Origin of the sequence: Arthrobacter sp. ZGTC131 (assembly GCF_002929275.1) — a bacterium.
Lineage (GTDB): Bacteria > Actinomycetota > Actinomycetes > Actinomycetales > Micrococcaceae > Arthrobacter.
In genome coordinates this window covers 1-18,263 of sequence record NZ_PJIK01000005.1, presented here as the reverse complement: position 1 = coordinate 18,263, position 18,263 = coordinate 1, and the positions used below count along the sequence as shown (strand labels likewise).

The window sequence follows — 18,263 nt, the reverse complement described above, 5'->3', positions numbered from 1 at the left end:
TTAGCGGTGACAGACAGTCAGAAATCCGACGAAACAGCTGCCGACCTGATCGAGGTTCCGGCCCCTCCGGCCGAGCCCACGGAAGCAGCAGCAGACGACTCGCAGGCAGAAGCGGTGCAGGCAGAGGCTGAGCAGGCCGCTGAGGCCGAGCAGGCCGCTGAGGCTGAGGCTGAGCCGGCCGACGTTGCCCCGGCCGCTGAGGCCGAGCAGGCAGACGTCGCCCCCGCTGAGGCTGAGACCGACCAGGCCGGCGTTGCCCCGGCCGCTGAGGCTGAGGCCGAGCAGGCCGACGTTGCCCCAGCCGCTGAGGCTGAGCCCGAGCACGCAGAGGCCGAGGCTACCCCGGCCGCCGCCGAAGCCGGCGCCCCTGCTGAAGCGCCTGCGCCCGCTGCCCCGCGTCCGGCGCCCCGCCCGGCACCGTCGCCTGCGGCGTTCGCCGCCCGCCCCAAGGCAGGCCCTGCGGCTGCCGTGGCGCCTGTGCCGGCCGCGCCCGCCACGTCGTTGGCCGAAGCGGCCCGCTGGGGCCGGGTTGAGGGGGACGGCCACGTCTTCCTGACCATCGACGGCGAGGAGCACCCGGTCGGGCAGTACCCGGATGTCAGCAACGACGAGGCGCTGGCGTACTTTGCCCGGAAGTACGACGACATCGTGGCCCAGATCGTGCTGCTCGAACAGCGCGTTGCGTCCAAGGCACCCACCACCGACATGCAGAAGACCGTGACACACCTCCGCGAGCAGCTTGCTGAGCGCAACATGGTGGGTGACATCCGTTCCGCAGAGGGCCGGCTGGACACGCTGTCCGCCGAGATTACCGAGCTCGAGAAGGCGGAAAAGGCGCAGCATGACGCCGTGCGTGCGGCCGAACTCGCCGCCCGCGAGGCCATCGTGACCGAGGCCGAGGCTATTTCGGGAACGGATCCTGCACAGATCCAGTGGAAGACCTCCAGCGCCCGGATGAACGAACTGTTCGAAAGCTGGAAGACCGCGCAGAAGAGCGGCGTCCGGCTTGGCCGTAGCAATGAGGATGCATTGTGGAAGCGGTTCCGTGCTGCCCGGACGGTCTTCGACCGCCACCGCCGTGCCTACTTCTCCCAGCTGGACAGCAACAACTCCGCGGCGAAGGCTGCCAAGGAAAAGCTCATCGCCGAGGCCGAGGCACTGTCCTCGTCCACTGACTGGGGCTTCGCCGCCGGCGAATACCGCCGGTTGATGGACGAGTGGAAGGCGTCACCGCGCGCCAGCCGCAAGGACGACGACGCCCTGTGGGCGCGTTTCCGCGCGGCCCAGGATGTCTTCTTCTCCTCCCGCCAGGCTGCTAACGACGAGATCGACCAGGAGTATTCTGCCAATCTCAAGGTCAAGGAGGCCCTCCTCGTGGAGGCCAACTCGATCCTGCCGATCAAGGATCTCGGCGCCGCGAAGAAGGCACTGCAGTCCGTCCGCGACCGCTGGGAGGAAGCCGGAAAGGTGCCCCGTGCGGATATGGGGCGCATCGAGGCCGGCCTGCGCAGGATTGAGGATGCGGTCCGGCAGGCCGAGGAGGAAATCTGGCAGCGCTCGAACCCGGAGACGAAGGCCCGCACCAACAGCGCCCTGAGCCAGCTTGAGTCGGCCATCGCCGGGCTCAAGGATGATCTGGCCAAGGCAGAGAAGGCCGGCGACCAGCGCAAGATCAAGGCTGCCCGGGAAGCCCTGGACGCCCGCCAGGCGTGGCTGGACCAGATCCAGCGCTCGGCGAGCGAACTCTCCTAACAAGGACACCCTGCAGGCCCCGCACCGGTTATCCACATAGCCGGGACGGGGCCTGTACTCGTTTTGCGCCGTTCCGGCAGGATGGCTTAATGGCAGCATTTTCCGGGCGCGCCGCCCCCGAGTCCCCCGCGCAGCTTCTGGACCTCTATGCCCCGGGCCCGTTGTTTTCCTGGCCGGAACTGCAGTCCATGGCGGCCGACGGCGTGCTGGCGCAGCTCTACCAGCACGGCTACACCGTCCCGGGCATCGTCGCATCCCCGCAGCTGCGGGCGCGCGCCGCCGCGTTCGCCGTGCCACCTGCCATACGGCAGCGGGTCGTGGCCGGCCGCATGACGGCCGCCTGGATCTACGGCTGCGCGCGCGAACCGGACCGCCTAGCCCTGCTGGTGGACGTCAAGCGCCGCATTTCGAGCCTGCGGTCCACCAGGGGGTGTACGCTCCATGAGATCAGGCTCGGCCCCTTCGATGTCGTGAGCCTGGGCGGGCTGATGGTCTCAAGCCCGCTGCGGACAGCCCTGGATATCGCCCTGCACGTTGAGGCGGAGCGCGCAGTTCCGGCCCTGCGCAAAATGCTTGACAGGCCCGAACTCGATGTCCGGCTGCGGCTCCTGACCCTGGCCGTGGAAGCGACGCCCCGGCTCCCCCACAAGCACGCGGCGCTGGAAAAGCTGGCGCTGCTAGCTCCTCCGGCGGTTACCTGTGGTCCGGTAGACGTCGAACACGCCGTCGATTCGCCGGACGGCGCTCAGCACGTGGCTCAGGTACTTGGGGTCGCCCATCTCGAAGGCAAATTTTGAGATGGCCACCCGGTCGGTCGACGTATGAACACTGGCGGCGAGGATGTTGACGTGGTTCTCGGAAAGGATTCGCGTGACGTCGGACAGCAGGGATTTCCTGTCCAGCGCCTCCACCTGGATCTCCACGAGGAACACGCTCGACTGCGTCGGGGCCCAATCGACGTCGACGATCCTGTCAGGCTGGTCCTTCAGCCCGGAAACGTTGGTGCAGTCAGTCCGGTGCACGGAGACACCCGAGCCGCGGGTAACGAAGCCGAGGATCGGGTCCGGCGGCACAGGGGTGCAGCAGCGTGCCAGTTTGACCCAGACGTCGCCCACGCCGCGGACCACCACTCCGGAGTCCGAGAAGCGGGCCTTGCTGACCTGGGTGGGAATGCTGACCTCGGTGAGGTCGTCGTCGGGCGTTTCGTTCCCGCCCAGGCTCTCGATGAGCTTTTCCATGACGGACTGGGCAGACGTATGCCCGTCCCCGACGCCGGCGTAGAGGCCAGAGATGTCGACGTACTTGAAGTCCTCCGCAACGGCGGCGAGGGCGTCGTGCGTCATCAGGCGCTGCAGCGGAAGGTTCTGCTTCCGCATGGCGCGGGTCAGCAACTCCTTGCCGCGGTCGATCGCCTCTTCGCGCCGTTCCTTGCTGAACCACTGGCGGATCTTGTTCCGCGCACGGGCGCTCTTGACGAAATGCTGCCAGTCCTGGCTCGGCCCGGCCCCTTCGGCCTTGGACGTGAAAATCTCCACCCAGTCGCCGTGGTTGAGTTCGCTGTTGAGCGGGACCAGCTTTCCGTTGACCCTGGCCCCGATGGTCCGGTGGCCCACCTCGGTGTGCACCGCATAGGCAAAATCCACGGGGGTGGAACCGGCCGGAAGCGCCATGACCTCGCCCTTGGGCGTGAAAACGAAGACTTCACGGGCGTTGATTTCGAACCGGAGCGAATCGAGGAATTCGCCGGGATCGGACGTTTCCTGCTGCCAGTCCACCAGGGAGCGGAGCCAGCCCATGTCGCCGTCGCGCGGGCTGCCCGGTCCCGTGGCCGTGCGGTTCGGCTGGTCCTTGTACTTCCAGTGGGCTGCCACGCCGTACTCTGCGCGCCGGTGCATCTCATGCGTTCGGATCTGGATCTCCACCGGCTTGCCGCCCGGGCCGATCACCGTGGTGTGCAGGGACTGGTACATGTTGAACTTGGGCATGGCGATGTAGTCCTTGAACCGCCCCGGCAGGGGGTTCCACCGCGAATGCAGAGTTCCAAGGGCCGCGTAACAGTCGCGGACGGAGTCCACCAGGACGCGCACGCCCATGAGGTCGTTGATGTCGTCGAAGTCCTTGTCCCGGACGATCATCTTCTGGTAGATCGAGTAGTAGTGCTTGGGCCGGCCGGTGATGGTGGCCTTGATCCGGGCCGTGCGCAGGTCATCCGCGATCTGGTTGCGTATAACGCTGAGGCTCTTTTCACGTTCCGGCGTGCGGTCGCCCACCATGCGCACGATTTCCTCGTACACCTTGGGGTAAAGCGCAGCGAAGGACAGGTCCTCCAGCTCCCACTTGATCGTGTTCATGCCGAGCCGGTGGGCCAGCGGGGCGAAGATCTCGAGTGTTTCGCGGGCCTTCCGGGCCGAGGACTCCGCGGAGACGAATCGCCAGGTCCTCGCGTTGTGGAGCCGGTCGGCCAGCTTGATCATGAGGACACGGATGTCCTTGGCCATGGCCACGACCATCTTGCGGACCGTCTCGGACTGGGCGGCCTCGCCGAAGCTGACCTTGTCCAGCTTGGTCACGCCATCTACCAGCATGGCCACTTCCGGGCCGAAGTCCGCCTTCAGGTCGGCCAGCGTGTAAGGGGTGTCCTCGACAGTGTCATGGAGCAGCGCCGCGGCGAGTGTGGTCCCGCTGAGTCCCAGTTCCGCGAGGATGGTTGCCACGGCCACTGGGTGGGTGATGTAGGGATCGCCGCTCTTGCGCTTCTGGCCGCGGTGACTTTGTTCAGCGACCACAAAGGCACGCTGAATCAGGTCGAAGTCCTCTTTGGGGTTGTTCGCCCGGACTGTCCGCAGCAAGGGCTCAAGGATGGGCGAATAGGTCGCGGTGCTCCGGCCTGTCAGCCTCGCCAGCCGGGACCGCGTGCGCTCGCGCCGCCCGGGAAACGTGGGGCGGACACCCGAATTGTCCACCGGAACCCCCGGCCCGGGGCGTCCGTCAGCAACCAGACCAGTCTGCGGACCCTGGCCCGGACCGTTGTCCCCGGCCGCTGCTGGAGCCGACGTCGAACCCTCTTCCAATGAAGCACCCCTCATCAACCCGTTTAATTATCCCAGTCTATTCCCGCCGCGGTCGTGTTCGATAACCGGCCCCGTCCGATGGCCGGGGGCTTCGACGCAAAAAGCCGGATGCCGTCATGATGACGGCATCCGGCGCGGGATGGTGCTTGCTATGCCTGTGCGGGCTGCACGGAGGCCGCGCCCTTGGCCGCGGTGTCCGCACGGCGGTGCTCCACGCGCTGGGCCTGCTTGACCAGGGGCGGTTCGTTCTGCCGCAGCCAGGCGTACATGGGCGCCGCGATGAAGATGGTCGCCGCGGTGCCGATGAGAATCCCCACGAAGAGGGCCAGCGACAGGTCGCGCAGGGTACCTGCACCGAGCAGGCCCGCACCGATGAACAGGATCGCCCCCACCGGCAGGATGGCCACCATCATGGTGTTGATGGAACGCACCAGGGTCTGGTTGACGGCCAGGTTGACCTCTTCGCCGAACGTGCGGCGGGTGGACGTATCAAGATCTGCCGTGTTCTCGCGGATCTTGTCGAACACCACCACGGTGTCGTACAGCGAATAGCTCAGCACGGTCAGGAATCCGATGATCGCCGAGGGTGTGACCTCGAAATCACTCAGCGCATAGACGCCGGCCGTGATGAACATCGTCACCAGCATGCCAGCGATCGCGGAGAGCGACATCTTCCAGGTCCGGAAATACAGGGCCATCAGGACCGTCGCCAAGGCCACGAAAACCACCAGGCCGATCAGGGCCTGCTTGGTGACGTCGGCACCCCAGGTCGGGCCCACGAAGGTGGAAGTCACCTCGTTGTCCGTGACGCCGTAAGCCGACGTCAGGCCCTCTTTGATCTTGATGGTCTCGTCGTCGGTGAGCTTGTCTGTCTGGATGCGCATGGTGGTGCCGGCGACATTTGCCACGCGCGGCACGCTTCCGGCAACGACGTCGTGCACAGCCTTTTCGCCCAAGGACGCATCGGTGGTCTTGACGTTGGAGACGGTGAACTCGGAGCCGCCCCGGAATTCAATGCCGAGGTTGAACCCGCCCTTGACGACCGGAATCAGGATGGACAGGGCGACGGCGACGAGGGCAATGAGGAACCAGATCTTCTTCTTGCCGACGAAGTCGTAGGAACGCCTGCCCGTGTAGAGCTCGTTACCGAATTTCGCAAAACTGGACATTACTTGCCCTCCTTGGCCGGGCCCTTGGAGGAACCCGCGAGCTGCTCCTGCTGTTCCGCGCGGCGGCGTTCAGCGATGGTCATCCTGCGCTCCGCTTCAGCAGCGGCACCGGTGTTCTTTGCACGCACCACGGACGGCTTGTCCTCCGGGCTGCGGAGCCTGCCGGCGCCACGGTAGAGCGGCACCGCACCGAGGCTCTCGGGATCGAGGCCCGAGAGTTTGTGGCCTTCACCGAAGAACCGGGTGCGGGCCAACTGCCGCAGCATCGGGTGCGTGAACATGAACACGACGAGGAGGTCGGCAAGTGCCGTCAGGCCCAGCGTGAAGGCAAAGCCCCGCACGTTGCCCACGGCCACGAAGTACAGAACCAGCGCGGCAAGGAGGTTGACAGCCTTGGAGGCCAGCACCGTTCGCTTGGCCCGCTTCCAGCCGTTCTCGACGGCCGAGACTAGGCCGCGGCCTTCACGGAGTTCGTCGCGGATGCGTTCGAAGTACACAATAAACGAGTCCGCCGTCTGACCGATCGCGACGATGATGCCGGCCACGCCGGCGAGGGATAGGCGGTAGTTTTCCGTCCAGCCAAGGATGGCGATGGCCAGATACGTCAACGCACCTGCCACCACGAGGGAGGCGATGGTGACAAAGCCCAGGGCACGGTACTGGAACAGGGAATACACCACCACCAGCAGGAGTCCGATGAGGCCTGCAAGCAGGCCCATGCGGAGCTGCTCGCCGCCGAGGGTCGCCGAGATCTGCTGCTCGCTCTGGATGTCGAAGCTGATCGGCAGGGCACCGAATCGCAGCTGGTCGGAGAGGGCCTTGGCCGACTGCTCGGTGAACCCGCCGGTGATCTGCGGGCGGCCGTCGGTAATGACCGCCTGCGACCGCGGGGCGGAGATGACCTGATCGTCCAGGACAATGGCGAACTGCGACTTCGGATCCGAGCCGGCTTCGCCGCCGGCGGCCACGTAGAACTGATTCAGGCGCTCGGTGACGGTCTTGAACTTGGCCGTCCCTTCGCCGTTGAACTGGATGTTGACGGCCCACTCGTTGGTGACGGCGCCCTGGGCACCCTGCTGGAGCTGGAACGTGGACCCCTGGATCTCGACACCCTTGACCTCCACGGGACCAAGGATGTACTTGATCGCGGGAGTCTGGTCGGTGGCGGGCTCACAGGTCACCAGCGGCTTGGCAGGGTCGGAGCGCTCCTGCTTGTCCTGCGCCGGCTTGTCGCAGTCGAGCGCCTCGAACTGCTTCTGGACGTCTGCCGTGATCCAGTTGGTGTCGCTGCCGTTCGTAGGCTTGGCCGTCGGCTTGGGCAGCTGTGCTGCCGGTGTGCGGGACTCTGCGGGAACAGCCGCACCGGGTCCTGTGACCAGAACCGGGCGGAAGTTCATGTCCGCGGACGCCTGGATCAGGGCGCGGGTCTCCGAAGAGGGAGTACCGGGGAGGCTGACCACCACGTTGCGGCCCGACTGGGTGCTGATTTCAGCTTCTGCCACGCCGGAACCGTCCACGCGCTGGCGGATGATCGCCACCGCCTGGTTGAGCTGTTCCTCGTTGATGTCGGAACCACCCTCGACCTTGGGCGCCAGGATCATCTGGGTACCGCCCTCAAGGTCCAGCGCAAGCTTCGGAGCCCAGCTTGCCTTTCCGGCCATGGTGCCGCCCGCAAGGACGGCCGTCAGCACAGCCAGAATTACGCCAAGCCAGACCAACACCCGGAGGGATGGTTTATTGCGGCCAGTTCGTGCCATTGTCGATCTTTCTATTAATTACGGAGAAGCCGCCGGTGCGGGTGTGACCCGCGCCGGCGGCAGCCCGCAGCCGTAGATGGTGGTGCCCAGCGGGCCGCGACGGCGGACTAGATGTCCTTTTTGCCCTCGTCATTGAGGCGCTTCAGGGTTTCATCCGGCGTCTCGTTGCCGGCCGGGGCACTTCCGTGCTCCTCCGCCGTCAGTGACGATGCGTCATCGGGAACGGCGGTCGCCTCGGCGGCGGTGGGCTCCACGATCTTGGTGACGGCCTGGCGGTGGACGGTGGCCAGGTTGCCGGGTGAGAGTTCCAGAACAACCTTGTTGTCTTCGTCATCGATCGACACAATGCGGCCGAAGAGGCCAAAGCTGGTCATGACTTCAACTCCCGGGGCAAACTGCGACTGGAGCGTGGCCTGCTGCTGCTGGGTCTTCTTATTCCGGCGAAACATCATGAAGATGAAGATGCCAAGCATGACGAACAGCAGGATGGTCATGATGTCGATGCCGCCGCCGGCCTGCGGCTGGGCCTGGGCAGTAATATGTCCGAACACAGGGAAGTTCCATTCTGTACTTGCGTAGCTGGTTGACAGCAACATCCGCTTTGCACCGCGGGTGTCGGCCCAGACACGCATGACTGGCGACGGACGGCTGGCTGGCGCCAGCCACGGAAACAAAGCCCGGAGGTGCCGAGCGTTCTTCCAGTCTAGAGGGAAACAGCCTGCAACGGTGCTAGTGGCTGTTCGGAATCCATTGCGATTCGGTCTCTGCGCCCGTATCCCCGGCGAGTTCGTCAACAGCGAACACGTCCAGGGGTTCCTGCCCGAACACGCCGGAAGGAACTGCGAAGCCCAGGTGGGTCCATGCCGGCGCCATGGCAATGCGGCCCCGGGGCGTCCGGCCGAGCAGCCCCTCCCGGACCAGATACGGCTCGGCAACGGTCTCGACGGTCTCCGGTTCTTCGCCGACGGCAATGGCCAGCGTAGACAGGCCCACGGGGCCGCCGCCGAACTTGGTTATCAGCGCTTCCAGCACCGCGCGGTCCAGGCGGTCCAGGCCGCGCTTGTCCACCTCGTACATGTCCAGCGCGGCCGACGCTGACCTGGCGTCGATCTGTTCGATGCCGTGCACCAGGGCCCAGTCCCGAACCCGCCTCAGCAGCCGGTTGGCGATACGCGGAGTGCCGCGGGACCTGCCCGCTATTTCGCTGAAACCCGCCGAGTTCACTTTCAGGTCAAGGAGCCCGGCTGACCGGCGTAGGACGAGCTCAAGCTCCTCCACGGAATAGAACTCGAGGTGCCCGGTGAAACCGAAGCGGTCGCGCAGGGGCCCGGGCAGGAGCCCGGCGCGGGTTGTGGCGCCGACGAGTGTGAACGGCGGCAGCTCAAGCGGTATTGCCGTTGCCCCCGCGCCTTTGCCCACCACAATGTCCACCCGGAAGTCCTCCATGGCCATGTAGAGCATTTCCTCGGCAGGGCGGGACATCCGGTGGATTTCGTCGAGGAAGAGGACCTCGCCCTCGGAAAGGGAAGAGAGGATGGCGGCAAGATCCCCGGCGTGCTGGATGGCAGGGCCGCTGCTGATGCGCAGCGGCGCGTTCATTTCGGCCGCCACGATCATGGCCAGGGTGGTCTTACCGAGTCCGGGCGGACCGGAAAAAAGCACGTGGTCCGCACTGCGCCCCCGCATCCGGGAGGCCTGCAGCACCAGGGACAGCTGTTTGCGGACCCGGTGCTGGCCAACGAAGTCGTGGAGGTTCTTCGGCCGAAGGGCGGCCTCGATGGCCCGCTCCTCCGGCTCTTCTCCCCCGGCAACGAGGGACGGTTCAGCCACGGCTGCCTACCCGGTTGCCGGCGCGGGCGCCGTCCTGGCCGAGCCAACGCAGCGTGGTGCGCAGGATCTCGGCGACGTTTCCCTGGTCTGCAAGGTCCGGGGAATCGGCCAGTGCCTTGTCGATGCTGCCGGTGGCGTCCTTCTCGGACCAGCCGAGACTGGTCATGGCCGCCACCACCTGCGGCTTCCAGACCGATTCGGCGGAGGCGGCGGGGGCGGCTGCTGCGGGGGTTCCGTGCGGAACCAGCTTTCCGGCCAGTTCCAGGACGATGCGGGCGCCAACCTTCGGGCCGATGCCGGGGACCTTGGTGAACGTCTTGCTGTCGCCGGTGTGGGCCGCCACGCGGATCGCTTCGGGATCATGGACAGCCAGGACGGCCAGCGCGAGCCGGGGGCCAACGCCGCTGACACTGAGGAGGACGTCGAAGACCTCCCGTTCATCATCGGAGGCGAATCCGAACAGCGTCAGCGAGTCCTCCCGGACTATGAGGGACGTGAACAGCTTGCCCTCCTCGCCGGTCCGCAGCTTGCTGAGGGTCTGCGGCGTGGCGTGAACGCTCATGCCGGCACCGTTGAGATCGATCACAGCGGTGGACAGGCCAACGTGCGCTACGGTTCCGCGGAGAAAACTTATCAAGGCCGGGCTCCTGAACTACCGCCGGCAAAGACCGACTATCCGAACATATCTACGAATACCCTAGCAAGGGCCGCGGACAATCAGCGCGCACGGCGCGCCTTTGCCTCGGCCTCGGCCCAGGCGCGCTGGGCCGGTGTCAGTGACTGCGATCCCGGTCCGGTGGTGGCCACCGCCGCCCCACTGCCCGCCCGCCACGCGTGGGTGATGGCAAGGGCGAGGGCGTCCGCGGCATCGGCCGGACGCGGCGGGGCGTCGAGCCGGAGAATCTTGGTCACCAGTTTGGTGACGGCGTCCTTATTCGAGTTACCGCTGCCGGTCACGGCCGCTTTAACTTCCGACGGCGTGTGCAGCGCCACCGGTATCCCCCGCCGGGCGGCTGCAGCGATGACGACCCCGGACGCTTGGGCCACACCCATTACCGTGCTGACGTTCAACTGGGAGAAAACACGCTCCACCGCCAGCACGTGCGGCTCGTAGCGGTCAAGCCAGTCGTCAATGGCGAGGGCGATGACCAGCAGGCGCTGGTCCAGCGACTCCTCGGGGGACGTGCCCACCACGCCGACCGCCACCATGGTGGCGCGGCGGTTCTTCTCGACGTCCACCACGCCGATGCCGCAACGGGTGAGGCCCGGGTCGACGCCCAACACACGCAGGGTCAAGGCCGGGCCTCAAAATCACAGCAGCACTGCGGGATCACTCGGCTTCCAGTGCGGCCTGCACTTCGTCGCTGAGATCGGCGTTGCTATAGACGTTCTGGACGTCGTCGAGGTCTTCCAGCGCGTCCACGAGCTTCATGAACTTCTTGGCGGCATCCAGGTCGAGCGGCACCTCCATGGAGGGGACGAATTCGGCCTCGTCGGTGTCGTAGTCGATCCCGGCTTCCTTGAGGGCGTCGCGGACTGCCTGGAGGTCCTTCGGGTCCGAGTGGATTTCAAAGGTGTCGCCGTTGTCCTTGACTTCCTCGGCACCGGCGTCGAGCACCGCCATCAGGACGTCGTCCTCGCTGAGGCCGTTCTTGGGCAGGGTGACCACGCCCTTGCGGGAGAAGAGGTAGCTGACGGAACCGGGATCGGCGATGGTGCCGCCGTTGCGGGAAATGGCGAGGCGGACCTCGGATGCAGCACGGTTCTTGTTGTCCGTGAGGCATTCGATAAGCAGCGCCGAACCCTGCGGGCCGCGGCATTCGTACATGATTTCCGTGTAGTCCACGACTTCGCCGGTGAGGCCTGCGCCGCGCTTGATGGCACGGTCGATGTTGTCGGCCGGGACCGAGGTCTTCTTCGCCTTGGTGACGGCGAGCTCCAGGCTGGGGTTGCCGGCCAGGTCCGGGCCGCCCATCCGGGCAGCGACTTCGATGTTCTTGATCAGCTTGGCGAACGACTTTGCCCGGCGGCTATCAAGGATGGCCTTCTTGTGCTTGGTCGTTGCCCATTTGGAGTGGCCTGACATGCTTTACGCTTCTCCTCTGATCATTCGAATAAAAAGTTCGTGTACGCGTTTCTCCCCTGTCACTTCCGGGTGGAAGGAGGTGGCCAGCAGGTGGCCGGAACGCACTGCAACAATTCTAGCCGTCCCCTGCAGATGGGCGGCGTGGGATGCATGCGAGGGATCCGCCGGTTCCACCTGGGCAAGCACCTCGACGCCGGGCCCCACGCGCTCCACCCATGGTCCGCGGATGAACACCGCATGCACCGGCGCGACCCCCGCTTCAGTGGCGCTGAAATCCAGGCCTTTAAAGTCGAGGTCGGTTTCGAACGATTCGCGCTGGCGGCCGAACGCGTTGCGCCGGACGGTGATGTCCAGGCCGCCGAAGGTCTGCTGCGGGTTTCCGGCGAGGTCCGTGGCGGGATCGGCGATATCGTGGGCGAGCAGGATCATCCCGGCGCAGGAACCATACACGGGCAGCCCGTCAGCGATGCGCTGCCGCAGCGGATCCGCCAGTTCAAAGGCACGCGCCAGCTTGTCAATGGTGGTGGATTCACCGCCGGGAATAATAATTCCGTCCAGGTCGTGGAGTTCGGCAGGGCGCCGGATACCGACGCCGGTTGCGCCGGCCGCTTCGACGGCCCGAAGGTGCTCGCGGAAGTCGCCCTGCAGCGTCAGTACGCCAATGCGCAGGCCCGAACCGGCACCTGCACGAGCGCGCGGAGGCGCGGTGGAAAGGGGATTGGTCATCCAAACAGCATAGTGTCCCGGGCGCCGGCCGGCGTCCCCGCTGGCCCCTGCCCGCCTCATCGCATGCCGCTACTGGGATATATTACAGAGCATGTTTTCCTTCAGTGTTCCGCTCGGCAAGCTCGTCCGCCGGGTCTCCCGGCTCAGGGGCGGAGGCTCCGCGCTACCCGGGCTCGTGGTCGAGAAAATCGACCCGGGCTTCATGCAGCGGACTCTGTCCACGCTCCCCCACGGTGTAGCCGTAGTGAGCGGCACCAATGGCAAGACCACCACCACCAAGATGGTGGTGGAACTGCTGGAAAGCCAGGGCCTGAAGGTCTTCACCAACCGCACCGGCAGCAATTTCACCCGGGGCGTCGCCGCCGCCCTGCTCGGCGAGGTCGACTGGCGCGGACGGCTCGACGCCGACATCGCCGTACTGGAACTGGACGAGGCCCACGCCGTGCACTTCGTCAACCGGGTCCCGCCGCGCTACAGCCTGTTGCTCAACGTTCTCCGTGACCAGCTGGACCGCTTCGGCGAGATCGACAAGACCGCCCAGCTCCTGCAGCACATCGCCTCCAAGACCACCGGCACCGTTGTCCTCAACCGTGAGGATCCCCGGGTGGCCCGCATCGCCGACACGCTGGACGGGCCGGACGTCCGCTACTTCGGCCTCGACGACTCGCTGCTGAGCACCTTCCCCAACGACGACGAACTGCGCGCCGGCCCCGGCAGCCCAGCCCCGGCGCCGGTACAGCAAAAGCCGCACGCCGACGTCGTCCTCCGCCGGGTGGGGCCGGACAACGCCGATTTTGAGTACGACGGCGGCACCGTCACCACCGGGATGAAGCTCCGCGGCGTCTACAACATCTTCAATGCAGCAGCGGCGCTGACACTGGCCCGCAGTATCTGCGGCAGCGGCGCTGCCGCCGCCGACCACGCCACCCTGCTGACCGCGCTGTCCCAGGTGGCACCGGCCTTCGGCCGCGGCGAAAGCCTCGTCGTCGACGGCCTGCCCCTGGACCTCGTGCTGGTCAAGAACCCGAGCGGATTCCGGCTGGGCCTCAAGTCGTTCCCGGCCGGCGGCTACGCCACCATGATCGCGATCAATGACAACTACGCGGACGGACGCGACATGTCCTGGCTGTGGGACGTCGACTTCGAGTCCCTGCGCGCTGAGGGCGTGGACCAAGTGACCGGCTCCCGGGCCTACGACATGGCGCTGCGGCTGCAGTACGACGAGGTCGCCGTCGGCGCCGTGAACACCGAGATCGCGCCCGCCCTGGCCGCGTTCATCGCCGCGGCCAAGGACAAGCCGAAGCGCATTTTCTGCACCTACACCGCCATGCTCGCCATCCGGCGTGAGCTCTCCAAAATCACCACAGTGGAGGTGGTCTCATGACCCCCGGGACGTCAGCCAGCAAGGGAACTATCAGGGTTCTGCAGCTTTATCCGCGGGACATGAACATCTACGGCGACTGGGGCAACGCGCTGGTGCTGCAGCAGCGGCTGAAATGGCACGGCTACGCCCCGGAGCTGCTGGAGTACAACGTGGGCGACGAATTCCCGGACGAAGTGGACATTATTGTCGGAGGCGGCGGACAGGACAGCGGGCAGCTGGTCATCCAGGAGGACCTGCAGGCCCGCGCGGAAACCCTCCGGGGCCTCGCGGAGGACGGCACGCCCATGCTGCTGATCTGCGGGACGTACCAGCTGTTCGGGCGCTTCTTCAAGACCCGCTCGGGTTCGGTCATTCCCGGCATTGGCGTTCTTGACGTGGAAACGCACGGCACGGACGAACGGCTGATCGGCAACGTCAAGGTCACCACGGCTGAGTTCGGCGAGGTGCTGGGCTACGAAAACCACAGCGGCCAGACCACCCTCGGCCCGGGCGTGGCCCCGCTTGGCACCGTGCCCAAGGGGACGGGCAACAACAGCAGCGACGGCCAGGAGGGCGCCAGGTACCGCAACATCGTGGCGAGCTACCTGCACGGCTCCCTGCTCCCGAAGAACCCGGCGATTGCCGACTTCCTGATCCGGGCCGCCGTCGAACGCAAATACGGGAGTTTCACGCCGGGCGGCCCCGATGACCGCTATGCGGTCCTGGCCAGGGAACACGCGGCCCGCCGGCCCCGTTAGGAGCGAGCTGCGCCAGGAGCGGCCCGCCGGCCGTTGCCGGCGTCCCCGTGCCGCTGCCGGGCGGGAGACAGTTGCCCGTCAGCGTTCCTTGCTGATCAGCAGCTCATGCGCGCCGGCCTCGGCGGCGCCCATCGACTCCACCACCGTCTTGGTCCGCTCGCGCGTCGCGGCGTCCGCGGCGGGGCTGGCGCAGACGCCCTGCGGCGCATCGGAAGCCACGGAGCACCACCGGTAGGGCGCGTTCACGATGACGGACGGGGCCCAGCCCAGGTCCGAGGCCGTCCACTTGCCTGCGGCGTCCTGGCTGAACTGGGCCCGCACCAGCAGGCCCTCGTTGTTCGCCACGTAGGTGGGCGACAGCTCGGTCACGCCGTTGCCGAGGCCGTACACAATCCAGGTCCCTTTGTACTTTTCGACGGGCAGCACCGAGTGTGTGTGGTGGCCGTAGATCATGGTGAACTGGCCGCTGTCCACGAGGGCGTGGGCCAGCTCCTGCTGCTGGGCATTCGGTACACTGGCGTATTCATCGCCGGCGTGCATGGCGGCGAGCACGATGTCGGCCCCCAGTTTCCTGGCTTTCTTTGCCTTGGCGATCATGGCGGGGGCGTCCAGCATGTCCACCTGCCATTCCGCTTCCGGGATCTGCCCGTTGAGTCCGTAAGTCGCTTCAACGACGGCGATCTTCGCGGCGTCGGTCTGCATGATGAGGACATCCTGGGAGTCGGCCTCGGTCCGGTAGGAACCCGTGTGCTCCAGACCTGAGGCGTCCAAAGCGTCCAGAGTCCGGACGAGCCCTTCGGTGCCCTGATCGATGGTGTGGTTGCTGGCGGTGGTGCAGGCCCGGTAGCCCACGGCCTTCGAAGCGGCGATGATCTGCGGCGGGACGTTGAAGGAAGGGTAGGCCGAGAACGGGCCCTGCGGAACGGCCACCGGGGTCTCCTGGTGGCAAATGGCGAGGTCACTCTGCTGGATGTAGCGCCGCTGGCCCTCGAGCAGGGGGCCGAAATCAAGCCCCTTGACTCCGCCCGCCAGCGCGTCGACGCGCGCCTGCTCCCACAGCTGGGTATGGACCAGCATGTCGCCCGTGACCAGCACGGACGTGCACCTGACCGCCTTGCAGGCAGGGCCCTCGCCGGGCGTCGGGGCAGGTGTTGGAGCGGGCGTCGCGGTTGGGGCCGGGGCAGCCGCTGCCGAGGACGCCGGAGGTGTTGCCGACGAGGCGGTGGCAGTGGGCTGCCCGCCCTGCCCCGGCTCGTCCTGTTCCGCGACGACCCCGCAGGACGCCAGTGCTGTGATGAGCGATGCCGCCGCGACGGTCCGGACGGCACGGCCAGCGATTCTGGTGCGAATGTTCCCCATTCCGCAATCCTACGGCCACGTCCCGCCGGAACGCGCAGCCAAACACGCCGGACATGATTGTGCGCCGGTCTGCTGCATGAAAGTGTTGCTTCATGACTAATCCGCTGCTGATCCCGAGCACACTTCCGTTCGGCCTGCCTCCGTTTGCAGACATCACTGACGCCCACTACGCCGAGGCTGTTGATGCCGGCCTCGCAGAGCACCTGTCCGAGATCGCGGCCATCGTGGACAACCCGGAACCGGCGACGTTCGAGAACACCGCCCTCGCGATGGAGCGGTCGGGCCGGCTCCTGGAACGTGCCGCCGCGTCCTTCTTCACCCTGGTTTCCGCTGACGCCTCCGATGCCATCCGGGACCTTGAAACAGAGCTGTCGCCACGCTTTGCCGCCCACCAGGACGCCGTGTACCTCAACCGCGGGCTTTACGAGCGGTTCGCGGCCATCCGCGCCGAGGGACTGGACGCCGAGTCCACGCGGCTCGTGGAGGAATACCTCAAGGAATTCCGCCAGTCGGGCATTCAGCTGGATGATCCGGGCCAGGACAAACTCAGGTCCCTGAACGCCGAGCTTTCGCGGCTTGGCACAGAGTTCGGGCAGCGGGTCAAGGAAGGTATGAAGTCCGCGGCCCTCCTGCTGGATGACGCCGGGGAACTGGCCGGACTGCCGGCGGATGAGGTGGCCAGCGCCGCCGAAGCCGCCCGGGTGGCCGGCCACGACGGGAAGTTCCTGCTGACGCTGATCCAGCCGAGCAACCAGCCGGCCTTGGCTGCGCTGGAAAACCGGGAAATCCGCCGCCGGCTCTATGAGGCGTCCGTCGCCCGGGGCAGCAGCGGGGGTGACCTGGACGTCCTCGACCTTGTGAAGTCCATGGTGCGGCTTCGCGCAGAGAAGGCCGCGCTGCTGGGTTTTGCCAACTATGCCGAACTCGTGGTGGACCGGCAGACAGCACCGGACTTCGAGGCTGTCCGGACCATGTTGAACCGGCTGGCGCCTGCCGCAGTCCGGAACGCCGACGCCGAGGCCGCCGCCTTGGCCGAAAGCGCCGGCCACCCGCTGGAGGCCTGGGACTGGGCCTACTACTCCGCGAAAGTCCGGCGGGAGCGGTACGCGGTGGACGAACAGGCAATCCGGCCCTTCTTCGAACTGGACCGGGTGCTGGTGGACGGCGTGTTTTTCGCCGCTACATCCCTTTACGGCATCACCTTCCATGAACGGAGCGACCTCGCCGGCTACCACCCGGACGTCCGTGTGTGGGAAGTCCGCAACCAGGACGGCACGGAGCTGGGGCTGTTCCTGGGCGACTACTACACCCGGGAATCGAAGCGGGGCGGCGCCTGGATGAACTCCCTCGTGGAGCAGTCAGCCTTGTTGGGCACTAAACCGGTGGTGATCAACAACCTGAACATCTCCAAGCCGCCGGCCGGTGAGCCCACCCTGCTGACGCTGGACGAGGTCCGGACCGCGTTCCACGAATTCGGGCACGCCCTGCACGGGCTTTTCTCGGACGTCACCTATCCGCGGTTCTCCGGCACGTCGGTGCCTCGCGACTTCGTGGAGTACCCCTCGCAGGTTAACGAAATGTGGATCATGTGGCCCGAGGTCCTGGCCAACTACGCCCGCCACCACGCCACCGGGGAGCTGCTCCCCCAGGACACGGTGGACCGGCTCAACGAGTCGAGGCTCTGGGGCGAGGGCTTCGCCACCACGGAGTACCTCGGAGCCGCGCTGCTGGACCTGGCCTGGCATGTGCTGGATGCCGGCACCGTCCCGCAGGATGTCCTGGAGTTCGAGGCCAAGGCGCTGGCGGCGGCCGGCGTTGCCCACAGGCTCATTCCGCCCCGCTACCGCACGGGGTACTTCCAGCACATCTTCGCCGGCGACGGCTACGCGGCAGGCTACTACTCGTACATCTGGAGCGAGGTGCTGGACGCCGAAACCGTCGACTGGTTCACCGAGAACGGCGGACTCACCCGCGCCAACGGGGACCGCTTCCGCGGAGAGCTCCTGTCCCGCGGCAACAGCCAGGATCCCCTGGAGTCGTTCCGCACCCTGCGGGGACGGGACGCAGCCCTGGAACCGCTCCTCAAGCGCCGCGGCCTCGAGTAACTCCTCCAAAAGCAAACGACGACGGCGAGTCACCCACCAAAGGTGACTCGCCGTCGTCCTACTAATCAGGAGCGCCAAGCGCCGAGCGGTGGGATCCGGCAGCACGCGTAAAAGGGGCCCCGCGCCCCAGCTCGCCGCAAAGCGGCCTTAGCTGGGCACGGGGAATAGCGTGCAGAGGATCGCGCCGTTCGGCGCACCTAACGGTGCGAGCTACCAGCCGCGCTCGGCGAGGCGGTGGGGCTGCGGAATCTCGTCCACGTTGATGCCCACCATGGCTTCGCCCAGGC

15 protein-coding genes are annotated in these 18,263 nt (G+C 66.4%); 5 read left to right on the top strand and 10 right to left on the bottom strand.

Features of this window, described 5'->3' with window-relative positions; all coding sequences use genetic code 11:
• Positions 1-6: 6 nt before the first annotated feature.
• Both CXQ90_RS08285 and CXQ90_RS08280 read left to right on the top strand, forming a co-directional pair.
• Positions 7-1,752, top strand: a complete 1,746-nt coding sequence (locus tag CXQ90_RS08285; RefSeq protein ID WP_104138382.1) for a DUF349 domain-containing protein — start codon at positions 7-9, stop codon at positions 1,750-1,752.
• A gap of 89 nt (positions 1,753-1,841) precedes the next feature.
• A complete protein-coding gene (locus tag CXQ90_RS08280) occupies positions 1,842-2,549 on the top strand; it encodes a type IV toxin-antitoxin system AbiEi family antitoxin (protein ID WP_146068862.1) in 708 nt (235 codons plus the stop codon).
• Here the strand turns inward: CXQ90_RS08280 and CXQ90_RS08275 are convergent.
• The 9 genes from CXQ90_RS08275 to pdxT all read right to left on the bottom strand — a co-directional run bounded on the left by CXQ90_RS08275 (position 2,430) and on the right by pdxT (position 12,391).
• The gene (locus CXQ90_RS08275; protein ID WP_258064422.1) at positions 2,430-4,838 is read right to left on the bottom strand and encodes a bifunctional (p)ppGpp synthetase/guanosine-3',5'-bis(diphosphate) 3'-pyrophosphohydrolase; all 2,409 of its coding nucleotides are present in this window, start codon (positions 4,836-4,838) and stop codon (positions 2,430-2,432) included. The two genes, CXQ90_RS08280 and CXQ90_RS08275, sit on opposite strands and share 120 nt — an antisense overlap.
• 134 nt (positions 4,839-4,972) lie before the next feature.
• Positions 4,973-5,992: a protein translocase subunit SecF gene (gene secF, locus CXQ90_RS08270; protein ID WP_104138380.1), complete on the bottom strand. Its 1,020-nt coding sequence runs from the start codon at positions 5,990-5,992 to the stop codon at positions 4,973-4,975.
• Complete coding sequence (secD, locus tag CXQ90_RS08265; RefSeq protein WP_104138379.1) at positions 5,992-7,749, bottom strand: protein translocase subunit SecD; 1,758 nt, start codon at positions 7,747-7,749, stop codon at positions 5,992-5,994. Before secD ends, secF begins: the two co-directional genes overlap by 1 nt.
• A 107-nt stretch (positions 7,750-7,856) precedes the next feature.
• On the bottom strand, positions 7,857-8,243 hold the full coding sequence (gene yajC, locus CXQ90_RS08260; protein ID WP_104138649.1) for a preprotein translocase subunit YajC: 387 nt from the start codon (positions 8,241-8,243) through the stop codon (positions 7,857-7,859).
• A gap of 235 nt (positions 8,244-8,478) precedes the next feature.
• A complete protein-coding gene (gene ruvB / locus CXQ90_RS08255) occupies positions 8,479-9,579 on the bottom strand; it encodes a Holliday junction branch migration DNA helicase RuvB (RefSeq protein WP_104138377.1) in 1,101 nt (366 codons plus the stop codon).
• Positions 9,572-10,216, bottom strand: coding sequence for a Holliday junction branch migration protein RuvA (gene ruvA, locus CXQ90_RS08250; protein ID WP_104138376.1), 645 nt, complete (start codon positions 10,214-10,216; stop codon positions 9,572-9,574). The genes ruvB and ruvA overlap by 8 nt, the downstream gene beginning before the upstream one ends.
• An 80-nt stretch (positions 10,217-10,296) precedes the next feature.
• Positions 10,297-10,875: a crossover junction endodeoxyribonuclease RuvC gene (gene ruvC / locus CXQ90_RS08245; protein WP_104138374.1), complete on the bottom strand. Its 579-nt coding sequence runs from the start codon at positions 10,873-10,875 to the stop codon at positions 10,297-10,299.
• Positions 10,876-10,909: 34 nt separating this feature from the next.
• Positions 10,910-11,665 (bottom strand): YebC/PmpR family DNA-binding transcriptional regulator, encoded by a 756-nt coding sequence (locus tag CXQ90_RS08240; protein ID WP_104138373.1) that lies wholly within the window; start codon positions 11,663-11,665, stop codon positions 10,910-10,912.
• 3 nt (positions 11,666-11,668) lie between these two features.
• Complete coding sequence (pdxT, locus tag CXQ90_RS08235; protein WP_104138371.1) at positions 11,669-12,391, bottom strand: pyridoxal 5'-phosphate synthase glutaminase subunit PdxT; 723 nt, start codon at positions 12,389-12,391, stop codon at positions 11,669-11,671.
• Between the two features lie 91 nt (positions 12,392-12,482).
• On the opposite strand from pdxT, the gene CXQ90_RS08230 reads away from it, so the two are divergent.
• Positions 12,483-13,775, top strand: coding sequence for a Mur ligase family protein (locus tag CXQ90_RS08230; protein ID WP_104138370.1), 1,293 nt, complete (start codon positions 12,483-12,485; stop codon positions 13,773-13,775).
• Positions 13,772-14,512, top strand: a complete 741-nt coding sequence (locus CXQ90_RS08225; RefSeq protein WP_104138368.1) for a type 1 glutamine amidotransferase — start codon at positions 13,772-13,774, stop codon at positions 14,510-14,512. The genes CXQ90_RS08230 and CXQ90_RS08225 overlap by 4 nt, the downstream gene beginning before the upstream one ends.
• A 78-nt stretch (positions 14,513-14,590) precedes the next feature.
• Here CXQ90_RS08225 and CXQ90_RS08220 read toward each other — a convergent pair whose 3' ends face one another.
• Positions 14,591-15,871 (bottom strand): CapA family protein, encoded by a 1,281-nt coding sequence (locus CXQ90_RS08220; RefSeq protein ID WP_104138367.1) that lies wholly within the window; start codon positions 15,869-15,871, stop codon positions 14,591-14,593.
• Between the two features lie 92 nt (positions 15,872-15,963).
• On the opposite strand from CXQ90_RS08220, the gene CXQ90_RS08215 reads away from it, so the two are divergent.
• Complete coding sequence (locus CXQ90_RS08215) at positions 15,964-17,976, top strand: M3 family metallopeptidase (RefSeq protein WP_104138365.1); 2,013 nt, start codon at positions 15,964-15,966, stop codon at positions 17,974-17,976.
• The last annotated feature ends 287 nt before the right edge of the window (positions 17,977-18,263 follow it).

Excerpts from the sequence above, each read along its gene's own strand:
- secF (WP_104138380.1), bottom strand. The coding sequence starts at position 5,992 with ATGTCCAGTTTTGCGAAATTCGGTAACGAGCTCTACACGGGCAGGCGT.
- CXQ90_RS08280 (WP_146068862.1), top strand. The coding sequence starts at position 1,842 with ATGGCAGCATTTTCCGGGCGCGCCGCCCCCGAGTCCCCCGCGCAGCTT.
- CXQ90_RS08275 (WP_258064422.1), bottom strand. The coding sequence starts at position 4,838 with ATGAGGGGTGCTTCATTGGAAGAGGGTTCGACGTCGGCTCCAGCAGCG.
- yajC (WP_104138649.1), bottom strand. The coding sequence starts at position 8,243 with ATGACCATCCTGCTGTTCGTCATGCTTGGCATCTTCATCTTCATGATG.
- CXQ90_RS08225 (WP_104138368.1), top strand. The coding sequence starts at position 13,772 with ATGACCCCCGGGACGTCAGCCAGCAAGGGAACTATCAGGGTTCTGCAG.
- CXQ90_RS08220 (WP_104138367.1), bottom strand. The coding sequence starts at position 15,871 with ATGGGGAACATTCGCACCAGAATCGCTGGCCGTGCCGTCCGGACCGTC.
- CXQ90_RS08215 (WP_104138365.1), top strand. The coding sequence starts at position 15,964 with ATGACTAATCCGCTGCTGATCCCGAGCACACTTCCGTTCGGCCTGCCT.
- secD (WP_104138379.1), bottom strand. The coding sequence starts at position 7,749 with ATGGCACGAACTGGCCGCAATAAACCATCCCTCCGGGTGTTGGTCTGG.
- CXQ90_RS08240 (WP_104138373.1), bottom strand. The coding sequence starts at position 11,665 with ATGTCAGGCCACTCCAAATGGGCAACGACCAAGCACAAGAAGGCCATC.
- pdxT (WP_104138371.1), bottom strand. The coding sequence starts at position 12,391 with ATGACCAATCCCCTTTCCACCGCGCCTCCGCGCGCTCGTGCAGGTGCC.
- CXQ90_RS08230 (WP_104138370.1), top strand. The coding sequence starts at position 12,483 with ATGTTTTCCTTCAGTGTTCCGCTCGGCAAGCTCGTCCGCCGGGTCTCC.